General features: G+C 67.0%; 17 protein-coding genes and 1 pseudogene. 9 read left to right on the top strand and 9 right to left on the bottom strand.

Going from position 1 to position 16,365, the window contains the following annotated elements; translation table 11 throughout:
* Positions 1-64: 64 nt before the first annotated feature.
* From ACSQ9A_RS25185 to ACSQ9A_RS25195, 3 genes are read left to right on the top strand one after another with little or no spacing between them, the layout of a single operon-like run.
* The gene (locus tag ACSQ9A_RS25185; RefSeq protein WP_436305660.1) at positions 65-739 is read left to right on the top strand and encodes a TetR/AcrR family transcriptional regulator; all 675 of its coding nucleotides are present in this window, start codon (positions 65-67) and stop codon (positions 737-739) included.
* A 19-nt stretch (positions 740-758) separates the two neighbouring features.
* Positions 759-1,589 (top strand): hypothetical protein, encoded by an 831-nt coding sequence (locus ACSQ9A_RS25190; protein WP_436305661.1) that lies wholly within the window; start codon positions 759-761, stop codon positions 1,587-1,589.
* Between the two features lie 59 nt (positions 1,590-1,648).
* Positions 1,649-1,903, top strand: a complete 255-nt coding sequence (locus ACSQ9A_RS25195) for an acyl-CoA-binding protein (protein WP_214691904.1) — start codon at positions 1,649-1,651, stop codon at positions 1,901-1,903.
* 15 nt (positions 1,904-1,918) lie between these two features.
* On the opposite strand, the gene ACSQ9A_RS25200 is transcribed toward ACSQ9A_RS25195, so the two are convergent.
* Genes ACSQ9A_RS25200 through ACSQ9A_RS25210 form a run of 3 tightly spaced genes read right to left on the bottom strand, consistent with a single transcriptional unit; the run spans position 1,919 to position 5,417 of the window.
* Positions 1,919-2,251, bottom strand: a complete 333-nt coding sequence (locus tag ACSQ9A_RS25200; protein ID WP_436305662.1) for a polyhydroxyalkanoic acid system family protein — start codon at positions 2,249-2,251, stop codon at positions 1,919-1,921.
* Positions 2,244-3,344 (bottom strand): aminopeptidase, encoded by a 1,101-nt coding sequence (locus ACSQ9A_RS25205; protein ID WP_436306359.1) that lies wholly within the window; start codon positions 3,342-3,344, stop codon positions 2,244-2,246. Before ACSQ9A_RS25205 ends, ACSQ9A_RS25200 begins: the two co-directional genes overlap by 8 nt.
* 45 nt (positions 3,345-3,389) lie before the next feature.
* Entirely contained in the window at positions 3,390-5,417 is a 2,028-nt protein-coding gene (locus ACSQ9A_RS25210) for a molybdopterin-containing oxidoreductase family protein (RefSeq protein ID WP_436305663.1), read from the bottom strand.
* A gap of 72 nt (positions 5,418-5,489) precedes the next feature.
* Here ACSQ9A_RS25210 and ACSQ9A_RS25215 point away from each other — a divergent pair, with 72 nt between their 5' ends.
* A complete protein-coding gene (locus ACSQ9A_RS25215) occupies positions 5,490-6,614 on the top strand; it encodes an ABC transporter substrate-binding protein (protein WP_436305664.1) in 1,125 nt (374 codons plus the stop codon).
* A 185-nt stretch (positions 6,615-6,799) separates the two neighbouring features.
* Here the strand turns inward: ACSQ9A_RS25215 and ACSQ9A_RS25220 are convergent.
* Positions 6,800-6,934 (bottom strand): annotated as a pseudogene (locus ACSQ9A_RS25220) (IS481 family transposase); the annotation flags it as partial.
* 242 nt (positions 6,935-7,176) lie between these two features.
* Complete coding sequence (locus ACSQ9A_RS25225; RefSeq protein ID WP_436305665.1) at positions 7,177-7,485, bottom strand: helix-turn-helix domain-containing protein; 309 nt, start codon at positions 7,483-7,485, stop codon at positions 7,177-7,179.
* 243 nt (positions 7,486-7,728) lie between these two features.
* On the opposite strand from ACSQ9A_RS25225, the gene ACSQ9A_RS25230 reads away from it, so the two are divergent.
* Positions 7,729-8,277: a helix-turn-helix domain-containing protein gene (locus ACSQ9A_RS25230; protein WP_436306360.1), complete on the top strand. Its 549-nt coding sequence runs from the start codon at positions 7,729-7,731 to the stop codon at positions 8,275-8,277.
* Here the strand turns inward: ACSQ9A_RS25230 and ACSQ9A_RS25235 are convergent.
* Together ACSQ9A_RS25235 and argE are read right to left on the bottom strand one after the other, a co-directional pair.
* On the bottom strand, positions 8,274-9,380 hold the full coding sequence (locus ACSQ9A_RS25235) for a DUF445 domain-containing protein (RefSeq protein ID WP_436305666.1): 1,107 nt from the start codon (positions 9,378-9,380) through the stop codon (positions 8,274-8,276). The genes ACSQ9A_RS25230 and ACSQ9A_RS25235 overlap by 4 nt on opposite strands.
* 113 nt (positions 9,381-9,493) lie before the next feature.
* Complete coding sequence (gene argE / locus ACSQ9A_RS25240; RefSeq protein ID WP_436305667.1) at positions 9,494-10,702, bottom strand: acetylornithine deacetylase; 1,209 nt, start codon at positions 10,700-10,702, stop codon at positions 9,494-9,496.
* Positions 10,703-10,809: 107 nt separating this feature from the next.
* On the opposite strand from argE, the gene ACSQ9A_RS25245 reads away from it, so the two are divergent.
* From ACSQ9A_RS25245 to ACSQ9A_RS25255, 3 genes are read left to right on the top strand one after another with little or no spacing between them, the layout of a single operon-like run.
* Positions 10,810-12,012 (top strand): glycerophosphodiester phosphodiesterase, encoded by a 1,203-nt coding sequence (locus ACSQ9A_RS25245; protein WP_436305668.1) that lies wholly within the window; start codon positions 10,810-10,812, stop codon positions 12,010-12,012.
* A 58-nt stretch (positions 12,013-12,070) separates the two neighbouring features.
* Positions 12,071-13,285 carry a M20 aminoacylase family protein gene (locus tag ACSQ9A_RS25250; protein WP_436305669.1) on the top strand — a complete coding sequence of 405 codons (1,215 nt, stop codon included), beginning with the start codon at positions 12,071-12,073 and terminating at the stop codon, positions 13,283-13,285.
* On the top strand, positions 13,282-14,376 hold the full coding sequence (locus ACSQ9A_RS25255; protein ID WP_436305670.1) for a M14 family metallopeptidase: 1,095 nt from the start codon (positions 13,282-13,284) through the stop codon (positions 14,374-14,376). The genes ACSQ9A_RS25250 and ACSQ9A_RS25255 overlap by 4 nt, the downstream gene beginning before the upstream one ends.
* Here ACSQ9A_RS25255 and ACSQ9A_RS25260 read toward each other — a convergent pair.
* Entirely contained in the window at positions 14,373-15,146 is a 774-nt protein-coding gene (locus ACSQ9A_RS25260; RefSeq protein ID WP_093108502.1) for a type III pantothenate kinase, read from the bottom strand. The genes ACSQ9A_RS25255 and ACSQ9A_RS25260 overlap by 4 nt on opposite strands.
* 118 nt (positions 15,147-15,264) lie before the next feature.
* On the opposite strand from ACSQ9A_RS25260, the gene lysM reads away from it, so the two are divergent.
* Positions 15,265-15,729, top strand: coding sequence for a peptidoglycan-binding protein LysM (lysM, locus tag ACSQ9A_RS25265; RefSeq protein WP_436305671.1), 465 nt, complete (start codon positions 15,265-15,267; stop codon positions 15,727-15,729).
* 4 nt (positions 15,730-15,733) lie between these two features.
* Here lysM and ACSQ9A_RS25270 read toward each other — a convergent pair whose 3' ends face one another.
* Positions 15,734-16,198 carry a rhodanese-like domain-containing protein gene (locus tag ACSQ9A_RS25270; protein ID WP_436305672.1) on the bottom strand — a complete coding sequence of 155 codons (465 nt, stop codon included), beginning with the start codon at positions 16,196-16,198 and terminating at the stop codon, positions 15,734-15,736.
* Positions 16,199-16,365 lie beyond the last annotated feature (167 nt).

The following is a 16,365-nucleotide window of genomic DNA, read 5'->3' on the forward strand; positions in this document are numbered from 1 at the left end:
CCGACCCCGGCCGGCACAGACTTGCGCTAGAGTGGCCCCAGGAGACAAAAACCAGGGCTACGACATGGCCAAGAAAGCGCCACGCCGCACTGCACAACGCATCCTCGAAGCCGCGCTTGACCTGTTCAACCGCTTCGGGGAGCCGAACGTCTCGACCACGCTGGTGGCGGGCGAGCTCAACATCAGCCCCGGCAATCTCTACTACCACTACCCCGCCAAGGACGAGCTGATCAACCGGCTCTACGAGGGCTACGAGACCGAGCTCAACGAACTGCTGCATGCCAGCGAAGGCGTGCACGACGTCGAGGACGCCTGGTTCTTCATGCACAGCCTGTTCGAGCTGATCTGGCGCTACCGCTTTCTCTACCGCGACCTCAACGATCTGCTGAGCAAGAACCGGCACCTGGAAACGCAGTTCCAGCTGGTCCTGAAGAACAAGGCGCGCGCCATCCGCACCCTGCTCGCCGGCATGAGCCGCGCCGGCCACCTCGACATCGACATGCGCGAGGTCGACCCGCTGGCGCAGAGCATGGTGGTGGTGCTGACTTACTGGCTCAGCTACGAGTACGTGCGCAACCCTCGCGAGGCGCTGGAGCCGGCGCACGCCCAGGGCGCCCTGCTGCGCGGCGCCCACCACACGTTGCATCTGCTGGCACCCTACTTGGCGACGGAACAACGGCGGCATTTGCTGACACTGAGCAGCGCTTACGCGGGCGAAGATCACACGGCAACCGTCTGAAATTCCAACCTTCCATCGCATGCCCCACCACGACATCCAACCCCTTTCGCTGCTGTCGACCGGCTCGGTGCCTGCAACGGAGCCATGGACACTTTTGCCCTACAGAGACGCGCCGTACTTCGACACGGCCAACCTGCTCAGCCACTGGCCGCAGCTGCATGTCGGCCAGGGCCTGCAGCCGCCGGTGCCCGGACCGCTGGCCGAGGGCTGGGCGCTCTATCACAGCGGCGAATTCGAGCGAGCCGCCGGCGTGGGCCTGCGGCACGGCCACGAAGGGCTGGCGCTCGCCAACCAGGCCACCGCCATCTATGCCAACTATCTGGAACCGCGCGAAGCCGTGCGGCAGGCCCTGTTCAGGCAGGTGGTCGAACGTGCCACCGCGCAGGTCGCGACCGAGCCCGACAACTGCCAGGCGCTGTACTGGCAAGCCTATGCGCTGGGGCGCTACAGCCAGGGCATCAGCGTGGCACGCGCGCTGGCGCAGGGCCTGGGCACCAAGGTCAAGGGCGCGCTCGAGCGCGTGATCGAGTTGCAGCCGCACCATGCCGATGCGCACATCGCACTCGCCGCCTTCCATGCCGAAGTCATCGACAAGGTCGGGATGCTGGTGGGCCGCATGACCTACGGGGTGCGCGCCGAAACCGCGATCGAGCTGTTCGGGCGCGGCCTGCAGCTCAATCCCCATTCGGCCAGCGCGCTGATGGAATACGCCCGCGGTCTTTTGATGCTGGAGGGCGACTCGCGCATGGCCGAAGCCACGCGCCTCTATGAGAAAGCGGCCGCCCTGGAGCCGGCCGATGCGCGCGAACGGCTCGACGTGGAACTGGCGCGCGCTGGGCTCTCCGACTGATCTTTATCAACGACAGCGTCACTTAAGATGCGCGTCCTTGTTCCAACCCGCCTGTCGCCATGTCCGATCTGAACGCCCTGTTCGAAGCCGCCCAAGCCAATTCCAAACTGCTCGCCGAACGGCCGGACAACCCGACGCTGCTCAAGATCTACGGCCTCTTCAAGCAGGCCACCCAGGGCGACAACACCGAGAAGAAGCCCAGCTTCAGCGACATCGTCGCGCGCGCCAAGTGGGACGCCTGGACGGCCCAGAAGGGCCTGGGCGCCGACGAGGCCAAGCAGAAGTACATCGACCTCATCGAATCGCTGCGCTGAAAAACGCGCCCGCGCCTACAGCCAGTCCTTGTCGTTGTAGGCGTCGTCCTCGGCCTCGCCTGCACCCAGCAGCTCGTCGAGGTTGCGCTGCAGGCGCTGCTCGATCTGATCGCTGAAGCTGGCGTACAAAAGACCGAGCGTCGCGCGCAACCTGAAGCTGTCGGCGGTGACTTCGACGCTGCCGTCGATGCCGGGCCGCGTGAACTGGGCGACATCGCGGCGCTCGCCTTCGTCGTAGCTGCATGCGAGGCCGTAGTCCCGCTCGACCTTCTGCATCCACTGGCGCGCCACCGCGCGCGCGGCCTCGATGCCCAGGGTGTGGCTGCGTTCGATATGGATGTCAGGCACCGCGGCCTCCCTTGTCGTGGTTGTGGGGTTGTGGGGTGTGCGTGTCCGCCGTGGCGGGGACGGCAGCGGCTTTCAGCGCCTGCGCACGCCCGGCCTTGGGCAGCGCGGCGAAGCGCTTGACCGCGGCGTAGAAGCGCGGCCAGTCCCGGCCCTCGCGTTCGAACAGCGCTTCGAAGGCAGGCACCAGTTCGTCGTAGGCGGCCTGCGCGCCGAACATCGCATTGTTGGCGCGCGCCACCCAGCCGTCGTAGGCGCCCTGGCGCGGGCCGGTCCAGCCTGTGCGCAGCACGGCGTAGCGCTGGCGGAAGTCGTCCATGGTCGCCTTCTTCCTCGCATCGACCGCCGGCCAATCGCCGGCCTGCGCCTCCTTCGAGGCATAGATGCCCGCGAGCGCGCGGCGCGTCTCGTTTGCAAGGGCGCGGAACTGCTGGCGCCGCCCGTCGAATTGCGCATATTCGAGCCGCGCCGCCTCGCCGGCCTGGGTCTGCAGCCAGCGCGCACCGCCGATGCGCTCCACCGCGGTCGCGAAGGACTCGTTGAACATCGTGTCGTCCGGCACATAGAGCACCTGGTGCGCGAGCTCGTGGAACACGATGCGCGCGAGCTCGCCTTCCGGGTAGCCGATGAAGGTGGAAAGCAAGGGATCCCCACCGGCCCAGTTCATCCAGCCCAGCGTGGAATAGGCCGGCACCGGGTAGACGGCCGCCTCCAGGCCCAGCGCGCGCTGGGCCTCCGCCTCGGCCCTGGCATCGGCGTCGTTGTAGTAGCCGCGATAGCCGACGCAGCCCGCGACCGGGAAGCACCAGGTCTTGAGCGTGAGCGAATAGGGCGGCGCGACCACCACGTTCCAGACCGCGGCCGGGCGGTGCAGATCGGCGTACGCCTTGTAGCTCGGGTTGTCGGGCAGGCCGAGCTCGGAGGAGGCGAAGCGGCGGATGCGTTGGGTGAGTTCCAGCTTGGCCTTGAGCGCGTCGGATGCGCCGGGATCCTGCAGCCATTCGGGCACCGGCCGCGCCGCGCGCATGAGCCCGAGATGGCCGCTGGCCGACTGCCAGTAATAGCCGAGGTCGGCGCAGCCGGCCAGGCAGAGCATGGCAGCCGCAGCGAAGACCGCGCGCCTCCTGTTCACGCGTGCCTCTCAGGCATCTGGAGCTACCTCTACCAGGCAGTCGTAGAAGGTCGGCCCACGCCCGATATCGGTCAGCCGCTGGCTCGTGAGCTGGTTGACGTTGGTGCCGTCGAGCCCGAGCTTGCGCCACCAGATGCCGAGGCCGTGCACCACGCCGGGCCGGGCCCGGCGCGAGACTTCGGCGCGGCAGCGGTGCTCGCCGCGCTGGTTGAACACGCGCACCGTGGCGCCGTCGACGATGCCGCGCGCCGCGGCATCGGCTTCATGGATCTCGAGCAGCGGCTCGCCCTCGATCGCACGCAGGCTTTTCACGTTGACGAAGCTCGAATTGAGGAAGTTGCGCGCCGGCGGCGAGATCATCGCGAGCGGAAACTCCTTGGAGCTGCCGGCCGGTTCGTAGTTCGGCACATGGTCGGGCAGGCCGTCCTGGCCCAGCGCGGCCAGCCGGGCACTGAAGAACTCGCAGCGTCCCGAGGGCGTGGGGAATGCGCCTGCGGCGAAGGGCGCATCGGGCAGCTTCAGACTGGTGAAGCCCTGGGCCTGCAGCTCGTCGAAGTCGATCGCGCCGGGCGCGAAGGCGCTGCGGCACAGCGTCTCGTCGTCGTCCGAGAAGCAGGGCTCGTCGAAGCCCATGCGCCGCGCGAGTTCGCGGAACACCCAGGTGTTGCTGCGGGCCTCGCCACGCGGCGCCACGGCCGGGCGGTTGAGCAGCACGTCGGTGTGGCCGTAGCTCGTGTGGATGTCCCAGTGCTCGAGCTGCGTGGTGGCCGGCAGCACGTAGTCGGCATAGTCGGCGGTGTCGGTCTGGAACTGCTCGAGCACCACGGTGAACAGGTCCTCGCGCGCAAAGCCGGCCACAACCTTGCCCGACTCCGGCGCGACCGCGACCGGGTTGCTGTTGTAGACCACCAGCGCGTGGATCGGGTTGGTGGCGTCGAGCAGCGCATCGCCGATCGCGCTCATGTTGATGGTGCGCGGGCGCCGGCCGGCCAGCAGGTCGGGCCGCTGCAAGGCGGCGCGGTCCACCGGGAACAGGCCCGAGCTGCTCAGGAGCAGGCCGCCGGCCCGATCCCGCCAGGCGCCGACCAGCGCGGGCAGGCAGGCGATGGCGCGTGCCGCATTGCCGCCGCCGCGCACGCGCTGCATGCCGTAGTTGAGGCGGATCGCGGCCGGCTTCGTGGTTCCGTAGGCGCGCGCGAGCGCCACGATCTGCGCCTCGGGCACGCCGCAGACTTCAGCCGCGCGCGCGGGCGGCCATTGCAGGGCGCGCTCGCGAAGCTGCTCCCAGCCCAGGGTGTGCTGCGCGATGTAGTCGTGGTCCAGCCAGTCGTTGACGATCAGCTCGTGCATTAACGCCAAGGCCAGCGCCGCGTCGGTGCCCGGCAGCAAGGCGACGTGCTCGTCGCACTTGTCGGCGGTCTCGGTCTTGCGCGGATCGATGCACACCAGCCGCGCGCCGGCGCGCTTGGCGGCTTGCGCGTGGCGCCAGAAATGCAGGTTGCTCGCGATCGAGTTGCTGCCCCAGATCAGGATCAGCTTCGCTTCGGCGAAAAACTCGACCCGCATGCCGACCTTGCCGCCCAAAGTAAAACTTAAAGCTTCACCGCCTGCGGTCGAGCAGATGGTGCGGTCCAGCAGCGACGCGCCAAGCTTGTGAAAAAAACGACGGTCCATCGATTCGCCCTGCACCAAACCCATGGTTCCGGCGTAGCTGTAAGGCACAATCGTTTCCGGATTGTTACTTTTGCACTCGCTCAAGCGCGCGGCGATGTCGTCAAGGGCAGCTTCCCATGTCACCGCTTCGAAGCGGCCGCTGCCCTTGGGGCCGATGCGCTTCAAGGGCTGGACAAGACGCTCGGCATGGTCGTTGCGTTCGATGTAGCGCGAGACCTTGGTGCAGAGCACGCCGGCCGTGTGCGAATGCGCCGGGTTGCCTTGCAGCTTGACGGCGACGCCGTCCTGCACGGTGGTCACGAGTGCGCAGGTGTCGGGGCAATCGTGCGGACAGGCGCCGAGCACCTGGATCGAAGAAGTCATGGTGGGCCGGGGACAACGAGTATTCAGTCGAGTCTAAGTTGCGCGCCGAAGATGCGCTGAGGGGTTTTCACGATGATCAATCGCAGGCACTTTTCGGTCGCGGCGGGCGCTGCAGCGCTCGGCGGCTTTCATATCGCGCGGGCACAGAGCGAAACGCCGATCGTGCTCGGGCAGTCGGCGCCCTTCTCGGGGCCGGCCGCGCAGCTGGGCATCCAGTTCTACCAGGGTGCCAAGCTGTTCCTGGACCAGTACAACGCGACGCCGGGCCATCGCGACGTGCAGATCAAGTTCCTCGACGACGGCTACGAGCCCGACCGCTGCGTCGCCAACACCAGGAAGCTGATCGACGAGGAAGCCTTCGCGCTGTTCGGCTACATCGGCACGCCCACCAGCCTGGCGGCTCTGCCGCTGGCCGTGGGCGCGAAGATCCCGTTCATTGCGCCCTTCACCGGTGCGATGGCGCTGCGCGAGCCCTTCCACAGGAACGTGTTCCACCTGCGCGCCTCGTACAACGACGAGACCGCGCTGATCGTGAAGCAGCTCACCCACCTGGGCCTGAAGAAGATCGCGGTCTTCTATCAGAACGACGCCTACGGCAAGGCCGGCCTCGACGGCACGACGCTCGCGCTGTCGCAGCTGGACCTGAAGCCGGCAGCGCTCGCGACGGTCGAGCGCAACACGGTCGACGTCGCGGCGGCAGTCAAGACCATCGTGGCCGCGAAGCCGGACGCGGTGGTCCAGGTCAGCGCCTACAAGTCCTGCGCCGCCTTCATCCGAGAGGCGCGCAAGGTTGGCTACGGCGGCACTTTCTACAACGTGTCCTTCGTCGGCACGCAGGCGCTGGCCGATGAACTCGGCAAGGACGGTGCCGGCGTGGTCGTCACCCAGGTCGTGCCCTCGCCCTACTACGCCGCGAACGGCATCACGCGCGAGTTCAATGACGCAGTGAAGAAGAGCGGCGGCGCCACCAAGGCCAACTTCTCCAGCATGGAAGGCTATCTGGCCGCCAAGGTGCTGACCGAAGGCCTGCGCCGCGCACCGGGCAAGCTCACGCGCGACGGGCTGATCGCGGGACTGGAATCCATCGACCGGCAGCAGTTCGGCGGCTTCGAAGTGTCCTTCTCGCCGCGCAACCACGTGGCGTCGAAGTTCGTGGAGCTGTCGATGATCACGGGGGATGGGCGGATCCGGACCTGATGGCTCCCTCTCCCTCTGGGAGAGGGTTGGGGTGAGGGCACTCGGGCCTTTGATTTGTACGCTGCGCCTGTGTGAGGCCGGGGCCGGAAATTCGCCCCGGCGGGCGACTCACTTTTCTTGTCTCGCTGTACGGACCGGGGACCTGGGTAACGGGTGTGCGGGGACATAGTAAACACCTTGAATGCTCAGGATGGAGTGGCGGGGTTACGCAGATCCAGCCGCATGAAGCGGTGATGACAGAAGAATGCGTCGAAGCAGCCATCTGCCTTGGGGTCCGGGCGCATCGCCACAGGCAGCCTGTGCAAGGCACTGGACAGGGGAGCCCTTTGTCGGCATTTATGTGTCCATCACGCCCTGGCTAGGCTAGTGCAATGACCTCGACGGCAGCGACCTGCTGTGGGGTTGGGCTTCACCAGAACGTGTTCCGCGAGTTCAGCAAGCAGGACTTCGATGTGTCCGGGCGGGTGCACTCGAGAGAGTACCGCCGTTCCGACAACTCGACTCGCCAAATGTCGCGCGGTTTGTGGCGGTGGGCATCTAGCCTTGAAGCAACGTCAGCGAACTAGTATTCCGCTCTAGGAGCATGCGGCCTCTCAACGAGCTTTGCTTCCGTCTCCATAAGAAGCTCCCCTGCACTTCGCCCAAGGGCCCTTGCGAGCCGCAAAATCAACGCCAGGGTCGGCATATGCTCGCCGCGCTCGATCTTCCCCATATGCGAGCGCTCGATGCCTGCTCGATGAGCCAAAGCTTCTTGCGCCACTCCATCTTCAAGCCGTAGCGCGCGGATCACAGCGCCAAACGCACGAGCTGGCGCGACTTCAAAGGTGGTCGCACCAGCCGGTCGCCCCCTCTGAGTAGCCCGCTTCTGCATGGACAGAAGCGTCAGGGTTTGAAATAATAAAAACCACGTTATCTTTAACTCAGTCAGATTGTCCTAGGCGGATGTATGTTCTTCGTGGCCCCCACGATCAGCAAGGAAGCTGAATAGCACATGGGCGATAAGCAACTTGCCTCGCCGTTCCCGACCGCTCAGCCGTTTCGGCTGCCGGCGTCAGTGCTTCGCGCGCGCTTGCCCCGAGTGTCCCCACCTTCGCGCAGCAGTTCAGCAACGCGCATCGGCCAGCAAGTACGCGCCCTACGGATCGCCTCTGGCGCTTCCGGTGGCGAGCTGGCCTCCTCTGCTGGCGTTTCGAGCTCCATGCTCTCCCGCATCGAGCGCGGTCTCGTGTCCCCTTCCGTCGAAACCTTGGATCGCATCGCCACCGGCCTGGGCGTGCCCGTCTCACGCTTCTTCAGCGACCAGTCCAACCGCACCGATTTCTCGCACGTACCCGCAGGGCGGGGCATCTTGGTGGATCGGGTCGGTGCTGTGGCCGGCTACCGTTACGAGCTGCTCGGCCATCAGCTCTCCGGCAACCTGTTCGTAGAGCCTTACCTGGTGACGCTGCAGCCGGAGGCTGAGCCCTACGTCACCTTCCAGCACCCGGGCGTGAAGTTCCTGCACCTTCTCTCAGGCCGAGTCTCCTACCGCTACGGCGCGAGAGTGGTGAAGCTGGGGCCAGGGGACTCGCTGCAGTTCGATGCCACAGCGTTGCATGGCATCGAGGCCGTTGAGGCTGGCCCGGTGACGTATCTATCGGTCGTGTTCACGATGCGAGACTAAGCCCTCGTCACCTGCGTCAGCGCGTGAATGATCAATCCCACCAATCCACCCACCAGCGTCCCGTTCACCCGTATGAACTGCAGGTCCCGCCCGATGTGGCGTTCGAGCTCGAGCGTCATCTCGTCCGCATTCCACGCCTCGACGCGTTCGACGATGTAGCGCCGGATGTCCTCGCGGTAGCGCTCGATCGTGCGCGGCGCCGCGTCCACGATCTGCTCGTTGATCCAGCGCCGCATCGCCGCGTCGGCCGCAAGGCGCGCGCCCAGCGCACCTGCCATCGCGACGATGCGCTGGCGAATGCCCGAATCGGTCTTCGTCAGGTCGTCGTGCAGCCAGGCCAGCAGCTCGCCCCACAAGCCGTGCAGGTAGTCGCCCAGCGCAGGGTGCGCCTGCAGCTCCGCGCGGATGGCCTCGCCGCGCCGATGGAATTCGGGGTCGGTCTTGAGCTTCGCGATGAAGACGTGCATGAAGACATCGAAGCGCAGCCGCAGCGGATGCCCGGGCTCGGCCGCCATCTCCGCGATGGTGCGTGCCACCGCGGCCACGATCTTGCGCGTGGCCAGCTTGGCGGCGACCTGGTCCAGGCCCACATAGCGCAGCGCCCTGATCTCGCGCGCGATCGCCTCGGTGATCTGCTCCTGCACCTCGTCGCCTTCGACCACGCCGGCGACCTGCGCCAGCACGTCGTCGAGCAAGGCCTGGTGCCGCCCGTCTGCGGTCAGCGCATCGAGCGCCTGGCCCGCCAGCCGCGAGATGTCGACCTGCGCCAGGCCCGCGGTCGCGATGCGGCCGAGGAAGTCGCGCACGCGCGCATCGTCGAAAGCGCTGAGCCCGTAGCGCGCGGCAGCCACCAGGTGCTCGCCGAGCTTGGCCGCATGCTCGGGCGCCGAAAGCCAGTGGGCCAGTCGCGCGGCCGGGTCGAGCTGCTCCAGCTTGGCCAGCACCTGCGACGTGCTCAGGAAGTTGTTGCAGATGAAGCCGGCGAGCTTGGCGCCGATGCGGTCCTTGTTGGCCGGGATGATCGCGGTGTGCGGAATCGGCAGGCCCAGCGGATGCCGGAACAGCGCCACCACCGCGAACCAGTCGGCGATCGCGCCGATCATCGCGGCCTCGGCGAAGGCTGCGACGTAGCCCCAGGCAGCATGCCGCGCTTCGAGCGCGGTCGCCGCCGCGTACAGCAGCGCGGCAGCGCAGAGCAGGCCGAAGGCGATGCGCTTCAGCGGATTTCCTTCGTCGTTGCCAACCCCCGCAGGAACTGCTCGCAGCGCGCCAGCTGCTCCAGCGTCACGTACTCGTCGGGCTGGTGCGCCTGATTGATGCTGCCGGGGCCGCACACCACGGTCGGGATGCCGGCGTTCTTGAAGATGCCGGCCTCGGTGCCGAAGGCGACCAGCGTGGTGCGCACTTCGCCGGCCAGGCGCTGCGCGAGGCGCGTGACGGGATCGTCGGCGGTGGTCAGGAAGCTCGGGATCTCGCAGATGGTCTCGAAGCTGAAGCCGGCCTCGGGCGCGACCCTCTTCATGCCGGCCTCGATGCGGCTCGCGTAGCCGCGGAGCTCCTTCTGCATCTGCTGCGCATCGGCGGTGGGCAGGTCGCGGAATTCGTAGCGGAATTCGGCGTCACGCGGCACCACGTTGTCGGCGATGCCGCCGTGGAACTGGCCCACGCTGGCGGTGCTGAAGGGCACGTCGAAGCCGGCGTAGCGCGGTTCGTCGCGTTCGAAGCCCTCGGCCATGTCGCGCAGCTTGCCGACCACCCGCGCCGCCATCTCGATCGCATTGACCGACTGCGGCGTGAGCGAGGAATGCGCCTCCTTGCCGCGCACGCAGCAGCGGTAGCGGTAGACGCCCTTGTGCGCGATGGCCGGCACCATCAGGGTCGGCTCGCCGACGATGCAGGCCAGCGGCTTGATGCCCTGGTCCTTCATGTCGGCGATCATTTCCTTGACGCCGAAGCAGCCGACCTCCTCGTCGTAGCTGAAGGCGAAGTGCACCGCGAACGGCGACTCGCTTTCGAGGAAGCGCTCGGCATTGGCCAGCGCGATCGCGATGAAGCTCTTCATGTCGGCCGACCCGCGGCCATAGAGGCGCGGCTCGGCATGCACCGCCTCGCCGTCATGGCCGCCCTGCGGCCAGTCCTGCACGGTGGCGGAGAGCGGGTCGACGCTCCAGTCCTGGCCGTCCCAGGGCACGGTGTCGGTATGGCCCGAAACGATGACGCCGGCCTTCTTGCCGGCGCCCAGCGTGGCGAAGAGGTTGGCCTTGGTCTTGTCGGCGTTGTAGGTGAGCCGGCTGCGCACGCCCAGGCCGGCGAGGTGGTCGCGCGCGAAGTCGATCAGCTCCAGGTTGCTGTTGGCGCTCACGGTGTTCATGCGCACCAGCGTTTGCGCGAGTTCGAGGCTGCGGGTGGAAAGCACATGGGACATGCGGACGATTGTCCCGGAAGTCCGGCCAGCCCGCCGCTGCCGCCGGGAAACTGTCACCGCATGGGAGTAGGCTGCGCCTTTTTTCAAACCGGATGGAGAAGAAGCTCATGACGCGATTCAAGACCGCCAAGACCGCACTGGCCGCAAGCGCCGCCCTCGGCCTGGCCGCCTGCAGCCTGCCGGGCACCGGCCCATCGGGCAAGCTGCCCACGCTCGACGGCCAGCCGCCGCTGGTGGTGGCGCACCGCGGCGCCTCGGGCTTGCTGCCCGAGGAAACGCTGGAAGCCTATGCGCGCGCGATCGAACTCGGCGCCGACATGATCGAGATGGACCTGGTGTCGACCAAGGACGGCGTTCTGATCACGCGCCACGACCCCAACCTCGCGATCAGCACCGACGTCGCCAAGCGCCCCGAATTCGCGGCGCGCAAGAAGACCATCCAGGTCGACGGCGAAACCCAGACCGGCTGGTTCAGCAACGACTTCACGCTGGCCGAGATCAAGCGCCTCGGCGCGATCTCGACCGATGCCGAGCGGCCGCAGCAGTTCAACGGCCAGTACAAGGTGCCGACCTTCCAGGAAGTGATCGACCTGGCCAAGGCCAAGTCGCGCGAGACCGGCCGCACCATCGGCATCTATCCCGAGACCAAGAACCCGACCTACTTCCGCGACCTGGGCATGCCCATGGAAGACAAGCTGATCGCCATGCTCGAGGCCGCGGGCTGGAACAGCCGCACGGCGCCGGTGCTGGTGCAGTCCTTCGAGCCCGGCAGCCTCAAGTACATGAAGAGCAAGGGCCTGAAGACCCGGCTGATCCAGCTGATCGACGGCGACGGCATCGACATGAAGACCGGCGCCATGACCTACGCGGTGCCGGTGGACCGCCCCTACGAGTGGACCAAGGCCGGCGACAAGCGCAACTTCGACGTCATGGTCACGCCCGCGGGCCTGGCCGAGATCAAGACCTATGCCGACGGCATCGGCCCGTGGAAGCGCTACATCGTGAGCATCAAGGGCACCGTCGGCGCCGACGGCAAGCCGGTCGACGTCAACCGCGACGGCAAGGTCAACGATGCCGACGCCACCTCCACCGCGCCGACCAGCCTGGTGGCCGACGCGCACAAGGCCGGCTTGTTCGTGCACCCCTTCACCTTCCGCAACGAGTCGCGCCGGCTGGCGGCGGATTACAAGGGGGACGCGGCCAACGAGTACCTGGCCTACTACCGGCTCGGCGTCGACGGCGTCTTCACCGACTTCACCGACACCGCGCTGGCAGCCCGCCGTAGCTGGCTGAAGGAAACCGGCCGCTGAGTCGGATGAGGGGGCACGGTCTTTGCGAGCCTCTTGCGCAAAGCCTAGACTCGTGCCCATGAAACTCATCGATTCCCTCGTCACCGAGGCGGCCGGCATCGCCGCGGTTCGACGTGACTTGCATGCCCATCCCGAACTCTGCTTCCAGGAAGTGCGCACCGCCGACGTGGTGGCGGCCAAGCTCACCGAATGGGGCATCCCGATCCACCGCGGCCTCGGCACCACCGGCGTGGTCGGCATCGTCAAGAACGGCACCAGCACACGCGCCGTCGGCCTGCGCGCCGACATGGATGCGCTGCCGGTCACCGAGCTCAACACCTTCGCCCATGCGAGCAAGCACGCCGGCAAGATGCACGCCTGCGGCCACGACGGCCACACCGCGATGCTGCTGGCGGCGGCGCAGCATCTCGCCAAGCACCGCAACTTCGACGGCACGGTCTACCTGATCTTCCAGCCCGCCGAAGAAGGCGGCGGCGGCGCGCGCGAGATGGTCAAGGAAGGGCTGTTCGAGCAGTTCCCGATGGAAGCCGTGTTCGGCATGCACAACTGGCCGGGCATGAAAGCCGGCCAGTTCGCGGTGAGTCCCGGGCCGGCCATGGCCTCGAGCAACGAGTTCACCATCACCATCCGCGGCAAGGGCGGCCATGCGGCGCTGCCGCACACCGGCATCGACCCGGTGCCGGTGGCCTGCGAGATGGTGCAGGCCTTCCAAACCATCATCACGCGAAACAAGAAGCCCACCGACGCGGGCGTGATCTCGGTCACGATGATCCATGCGGGCGAAGCCAACAACGTGATTCCCGACAGCTGCGAGCTCAAGGGCACGGTGCGCACCTTCACGCTGGAGGTGCTCGACCTGATCGAGGCGCGCATGCAGAAGATCGCCGAGCACGTGAGCGCGGCGCACGACGCGCAGTGCGAGTTCCGCTTCCACCGCAACTACCCGCCCACCATCAACACGGCCGACGAAGCGAACTTCGCCCGCCGCGTGATGGCCGGCATCGTCGGCGCGGACAACGTGCTGGTGCAGGAACCAGCGATGACGGCCGAGGACTTCGCCTTCATGCTGCTGGCCAAACCGGGCGCCTATGCCTTCATCGGCAACGGCGACGGCAGCCACCGCGACATGCACCACGGCGGCGGGCCCTGCATGCTGCACAACGCGAGCTACGACTTCAACGACGATCTGATTCCGCTGGGCGCGACCTGCTGGGTCCGGCTGGCCGAAGAGTTCCTCCAGGGGCCGAAGGCGCCTGAAGGGACGGCCGCATGATCGGCGTCGGCGAGGCCTTCTCCCCTCGCTACGCGCAGGCACGCCAGAAGTTCCTGCAGGGTTGCGCGAGCGCCGGGCTGGCCGTGCGCTCGCATGTCCATCCGCGGAAGGGGCGCGAAGGCGAAGCGCTCGCGATGGATGTGGCGCTCGATGGTGAAGCGAAGGCCGAGAACCTGTTGATCGTGAGCAGTGCCTGCCACGGCGTCGAAGGCCATTGCGGCAGCGGCGTGCAGGCCTTCGCGCTGCACGATGCCGAGTGGCGCGAAAAGGCGCGCGACCAGGGCGTGGCCGTGCTGTACGTGCATGCGCTCAACCCGTACGGCTTCTCGTACAGCCGCCGCGTGACGCACGAGAACGTGGACCTGAACCGCAACTTCCTCGACTTCTCGCAGCCGCGGCCCGTCAACGAGGCGTACGCCCGCTTGCATCCGTTGCTCCTGCCCGATGAGTGGCCGCCGACGCCGGCCAACCAGGCCGAGATCGGCAGTCTCATCGAACGCGAGGGCCTGGGCTTCTACCAGGCCGCCGTGACGCGAGGGCAGTACCAGTTTGCCGACGGCTTGTTCTACGGCGGCGACGCGCCGACCTGGAGCAACAGGACCTTGCGCGAAGTGCTGCGCACCCATGCCGGTGGCGCGCGGCGCATCGGCTGGATCGATTTCCACACGGGGCTCGGCCCCAGCGGCATCGGCGAGCGCATCTTCGCCGGCAGGGACGACAAGGCCGCCTATGCGCGCGCCAATGCCTGGTGGGGCACGGCGGCGGCGCCGGTGACTTCGATGTACGACGGCTCGTCCACCTCCGCCTTTCTGACCGGCTTGATGTGCTATGCGCTCGACGACGAATGCCCGCAGGCCGAGCACACCTCGATCGCGCTCGAGTACGGAACCTTGTCCATGCTCGAAGTGACGCAGGCCCTGCGGGCCGATCACTGGCTCCACAAGCATCCGGAGGCGCCGGCCGAACTGGCCGCGGCCATCCGGTCGCAGATGCTGGAGACCTTCTACACGGACACGGATGCCTGGCGAGGGCAGGTCATCAGCCAGGCGCGGCAGGCGATGTTCCAGGCGGTGGACGGGCTGGCTTCTTAGGACGCCAACAGGCGCTCCTGCGCAATCACCAGCAATCCGTCCATGATCAACCCATCCACGAGCTCGAACTCCCCGTTCATGCTCGGCGCCATCTTCCAGGCCGCCCCGCCCGTCATGTAGCAGGCCGGCTCCACGCCGCAGTGCGAGCGCACGTGCTGCACCATGCGCTCCACCGCACCCGCGATCGCATAGGTGCCGCCGCTGGTCAGCGCATCGCTGGTGTTGGTGGGGAATTCGCGCACTTCACCGGTCGGCACGTGCAGGCCCGCGGTGCCCGATTCGAGTGCGCGCAGCATGATGCCGTGGCCCGGCAGGATCAGGCCGCCGAGGAACTTGCCGTTCGCATCCACGCCCTCGACCGTCACCGCGGTGCCGATCATCACCACCACCATCGGACGCGTCGGCCCCTGCGAGAGCATGCGGTGGCGCGCGCCGATCATCGCGACCCAGCGATCGGAGCCCAGGCGCGTCGGATGGTCATAGCCGTTCACGATGCCGGCTTCGGCGGCGCTCGAAACCACCCATCGCGGGGAACAGTCGAAGCGCTCCACCACCTGCTCCTCGGCCCGCCGCCGCACCGTGTCGCCGGCCACCACGCAACCGAGCATCGAGGCCGGCGCGGGCAGGTCCGCCCAAGGGCCGTCGGCCAGCCGCTCGATATGGTCGAGAAACTCGGCACCGTGCGCCAGCAGCGACGCGCCCGGCCGCGCCGCATCGTAGAGGGACCACTTGAGGCGGGTGTTGCCGATGTCGATCGCGAGGAATGCCATGCGCGGCATTATTGCGAGTTCTTACGGGAGCTTGCACATGCGGCCGCAGCCTACGCGCGGCGGTCACTTTCCGACGGTACAGTGCCCTTCCGATCAACCAAGGCGCAAGGAGAACACCATGGGTTTGCTGAGTTTCATCAAAGAGGCGGGGGAAAAACTGTTCGGAGGCTCCTCGGCCCAGGCGGCGGAACCGGATGCCAACCAGAAGGCAGCCGCCGCGATCAAGACCTACATCGAGACCCAGAACCTGGGCCTGACCGGTTTGGAAGTGACTTACGTCGCCGCCTCGGGCGTGGTCACGCTCGCGGGCAACGCACCCTCGCAGGAGGCCAGCGAAAAAGCATCGCTCGCGGCGGGCAATGTGGCCAACGTGAGCCAGGTCGACAACAAGCTGGTGGCACCCGCGGCCGATCCGGCGCAGTACCACGACGTGGCCAAGGGCGACACGCTGTCGGCCATCTCGAAGAAGTACTACGGCGATGCCAACAAGTACAACGCGATCTTCGAAGCCAACAAGCCGATGCTGAGCCACCCGGACAAGATCTACCCCGGCCAAAAACTCCGCATCCCTCCCCTCAAGTAAACGGTCAGTTCTGCTTCCAGGGCAAGCCACGCAGGCGCCAGCCGCCTTTGCGCCCGCGGTGGCCCTCGGCGTCGGCATCGCCCTCGAAACCTTCGAGGATGTTGTAGGCCTCGAGGCCCAGTTCGGTGGCGCGCCGCGCGGTCGAGATGGAACGCACGCCGCTGCGGCACAGCATCACAACCTTCTTGCCCGCCGGCACGGCGGCCTTGAGTCCTTCGTCGAATCCCGCGTTGAGCGCCATCCCCGGCCACTGCTTCCAGGCCAGACCCACCCCGCCGGGCACATAGCCCACCCATTCGCGCTCGGCATCGCTGCGCACGTCGACCAGCACGGCCTCGCCGCCGGCGACCCACGCATGCGCCTGCTCGGGCGTCACGTCGCCGGCATAGCCCTCGGCCGGCCGCACGCCCGCTCGTTCACCGGCTGGTGCGCTATCTGCGCTGGTTGGGTTCGGGGCCGGCTGGGTCATGTCTGTCACTGTCATCCTTCTGTTTCCTAGGGTTACTGCTTAGAAGCGGGCGGTCTTTGCGTCAGAAGTCCGTTCCGCATCCCACGATTTTTCACCAGTTCGTGAAAACCCTCTTTGTCGCGAATGTTCACATGTCAAAGATGGCAGTCTGGGGTTTTCCAGACACC

The organism is Variovorax sp. LjRoot290 (genome assembly GCF_964253985.1).
In the GTDB taxonomy this organism is placed as follows: domain Bacteria; phylum Pseudomonadota; class Gammaproteobacteria; order Burkholderiales; family Burkholderiaceae_C; genus Variovorax.

Excerpts from the sequence above, each read along its gene's own strand:
- ACSQ9A_RS25215 (WP_436305664.1), top strand. The coding sequence starts at position 5,490 with ATGATCAATCGCAGGCACTTTTCGGTCGCGGCGGGCGCTGCAGCGCTC.
- ACSQ9A_RS25190 (WP_436305661.1), top strand. The coding sequence starts at position 759 with ATGCCCCACCACGACATCCAACCCCTTTCGCTGCTGTCGACCGGCTCG.
- ACSQ9A_RS25205 (WP_436306359.1), bottom strand. The coding sequence starts at position 3,344 with ATGCTCTGCCTGGCCGGCTGCGCCGACCTCGGCTATTACTGGCAGTCG.
- lysM (WP_436305671.1), top strand. The coding sequence starts at position 15,265 with ATGGGTTTGCTGAGTTTCATCAAAGAGGCGGGGGAAAAACTGTTCGGA.
- ACSQ9A_RS25185 (WP_436305660.1), top strand. The coding sequence starts at position 65 with ATGGCCAAGAAAGCGCCACGCCGCACTGCACAACGCATCCTCGAAGCC.
- ACSQ9A_RS25235 (WP_436305666.1), bottom strand. The coding sequence starts at position 9,380 with ATGATCGGCGCGATCGCCGACTGGTTCGCGGTGGTGGCGCTGTTCCGG.
- argE (WP_436305667.1), bottom strand. The coding sequence starts at position 10,702 with ATGTCCCATGTGCTTTCCACCCGCAGCCTCGAACTCGCGCAAACGCTG.
- ACSQ9A_RS25210 (WP_436305663.1), bottom strand. The coding sequence starts at position 5,417 with ATGACTTCTTCGATCCAGGTGCTCGGCGCCTGTCCGCACGATTGCCCC.
- ACSQ9A_RS25225 (WP_436305665.1), bottom strand. The coding sequence starts at position 7,485 with ATGCAGAAGCGGGCTACTCAGAGGGGGCGACCGGCTGGTGCGACCACC.
- ACSQ9A_RS25260 (WP_093108502.1), bottom strand. The coding sequence starts at position 15,146 with ATGGCATTCCTCGCGATCGACATCGGCAACACCCGCCTCAAGTGGTCC.
- ACSQ9A_RS25270 (WP_436305672.1), bottom strand. The coding sequence starts at position 16,198 with ATGACCCAGCCGGCCCCGAACCCAACCAGCGCAGATAGCGCACCAGCC.
- ACSQ9A_RS25255 (WP_436305670.1), top strand. The coding sequence starts at position 13,282 with ATGATCGGCGTCGGCGAGGCCTTCTCCCCTCGCTACGCGCAGGCACGC.
- ACSQ9A_RS25245 (WP_436305668.1), top strand. The coding sequence starts at position 10,810 with ATGACGCGATTCAAGACCGCCAAGACCGCACTGGCCGCAAGCGCCGCC.
- ACSQ9A_RS25250 (WP_436305669.1), top strand. The coding sequence starts at position 12,071 with ATGAAACTCATCGATTCCCTCGTCACCGAGGCGGCCGGCATCGCCGCG.
- ACSQ9A_RS25195 (WP_214691904.1), top strand. The coding sequence starts at position 1,649 with ATGTCCGATCTGAACGCCCTGTTCGAAGCCGCCCAAGCCAATTCCAAA.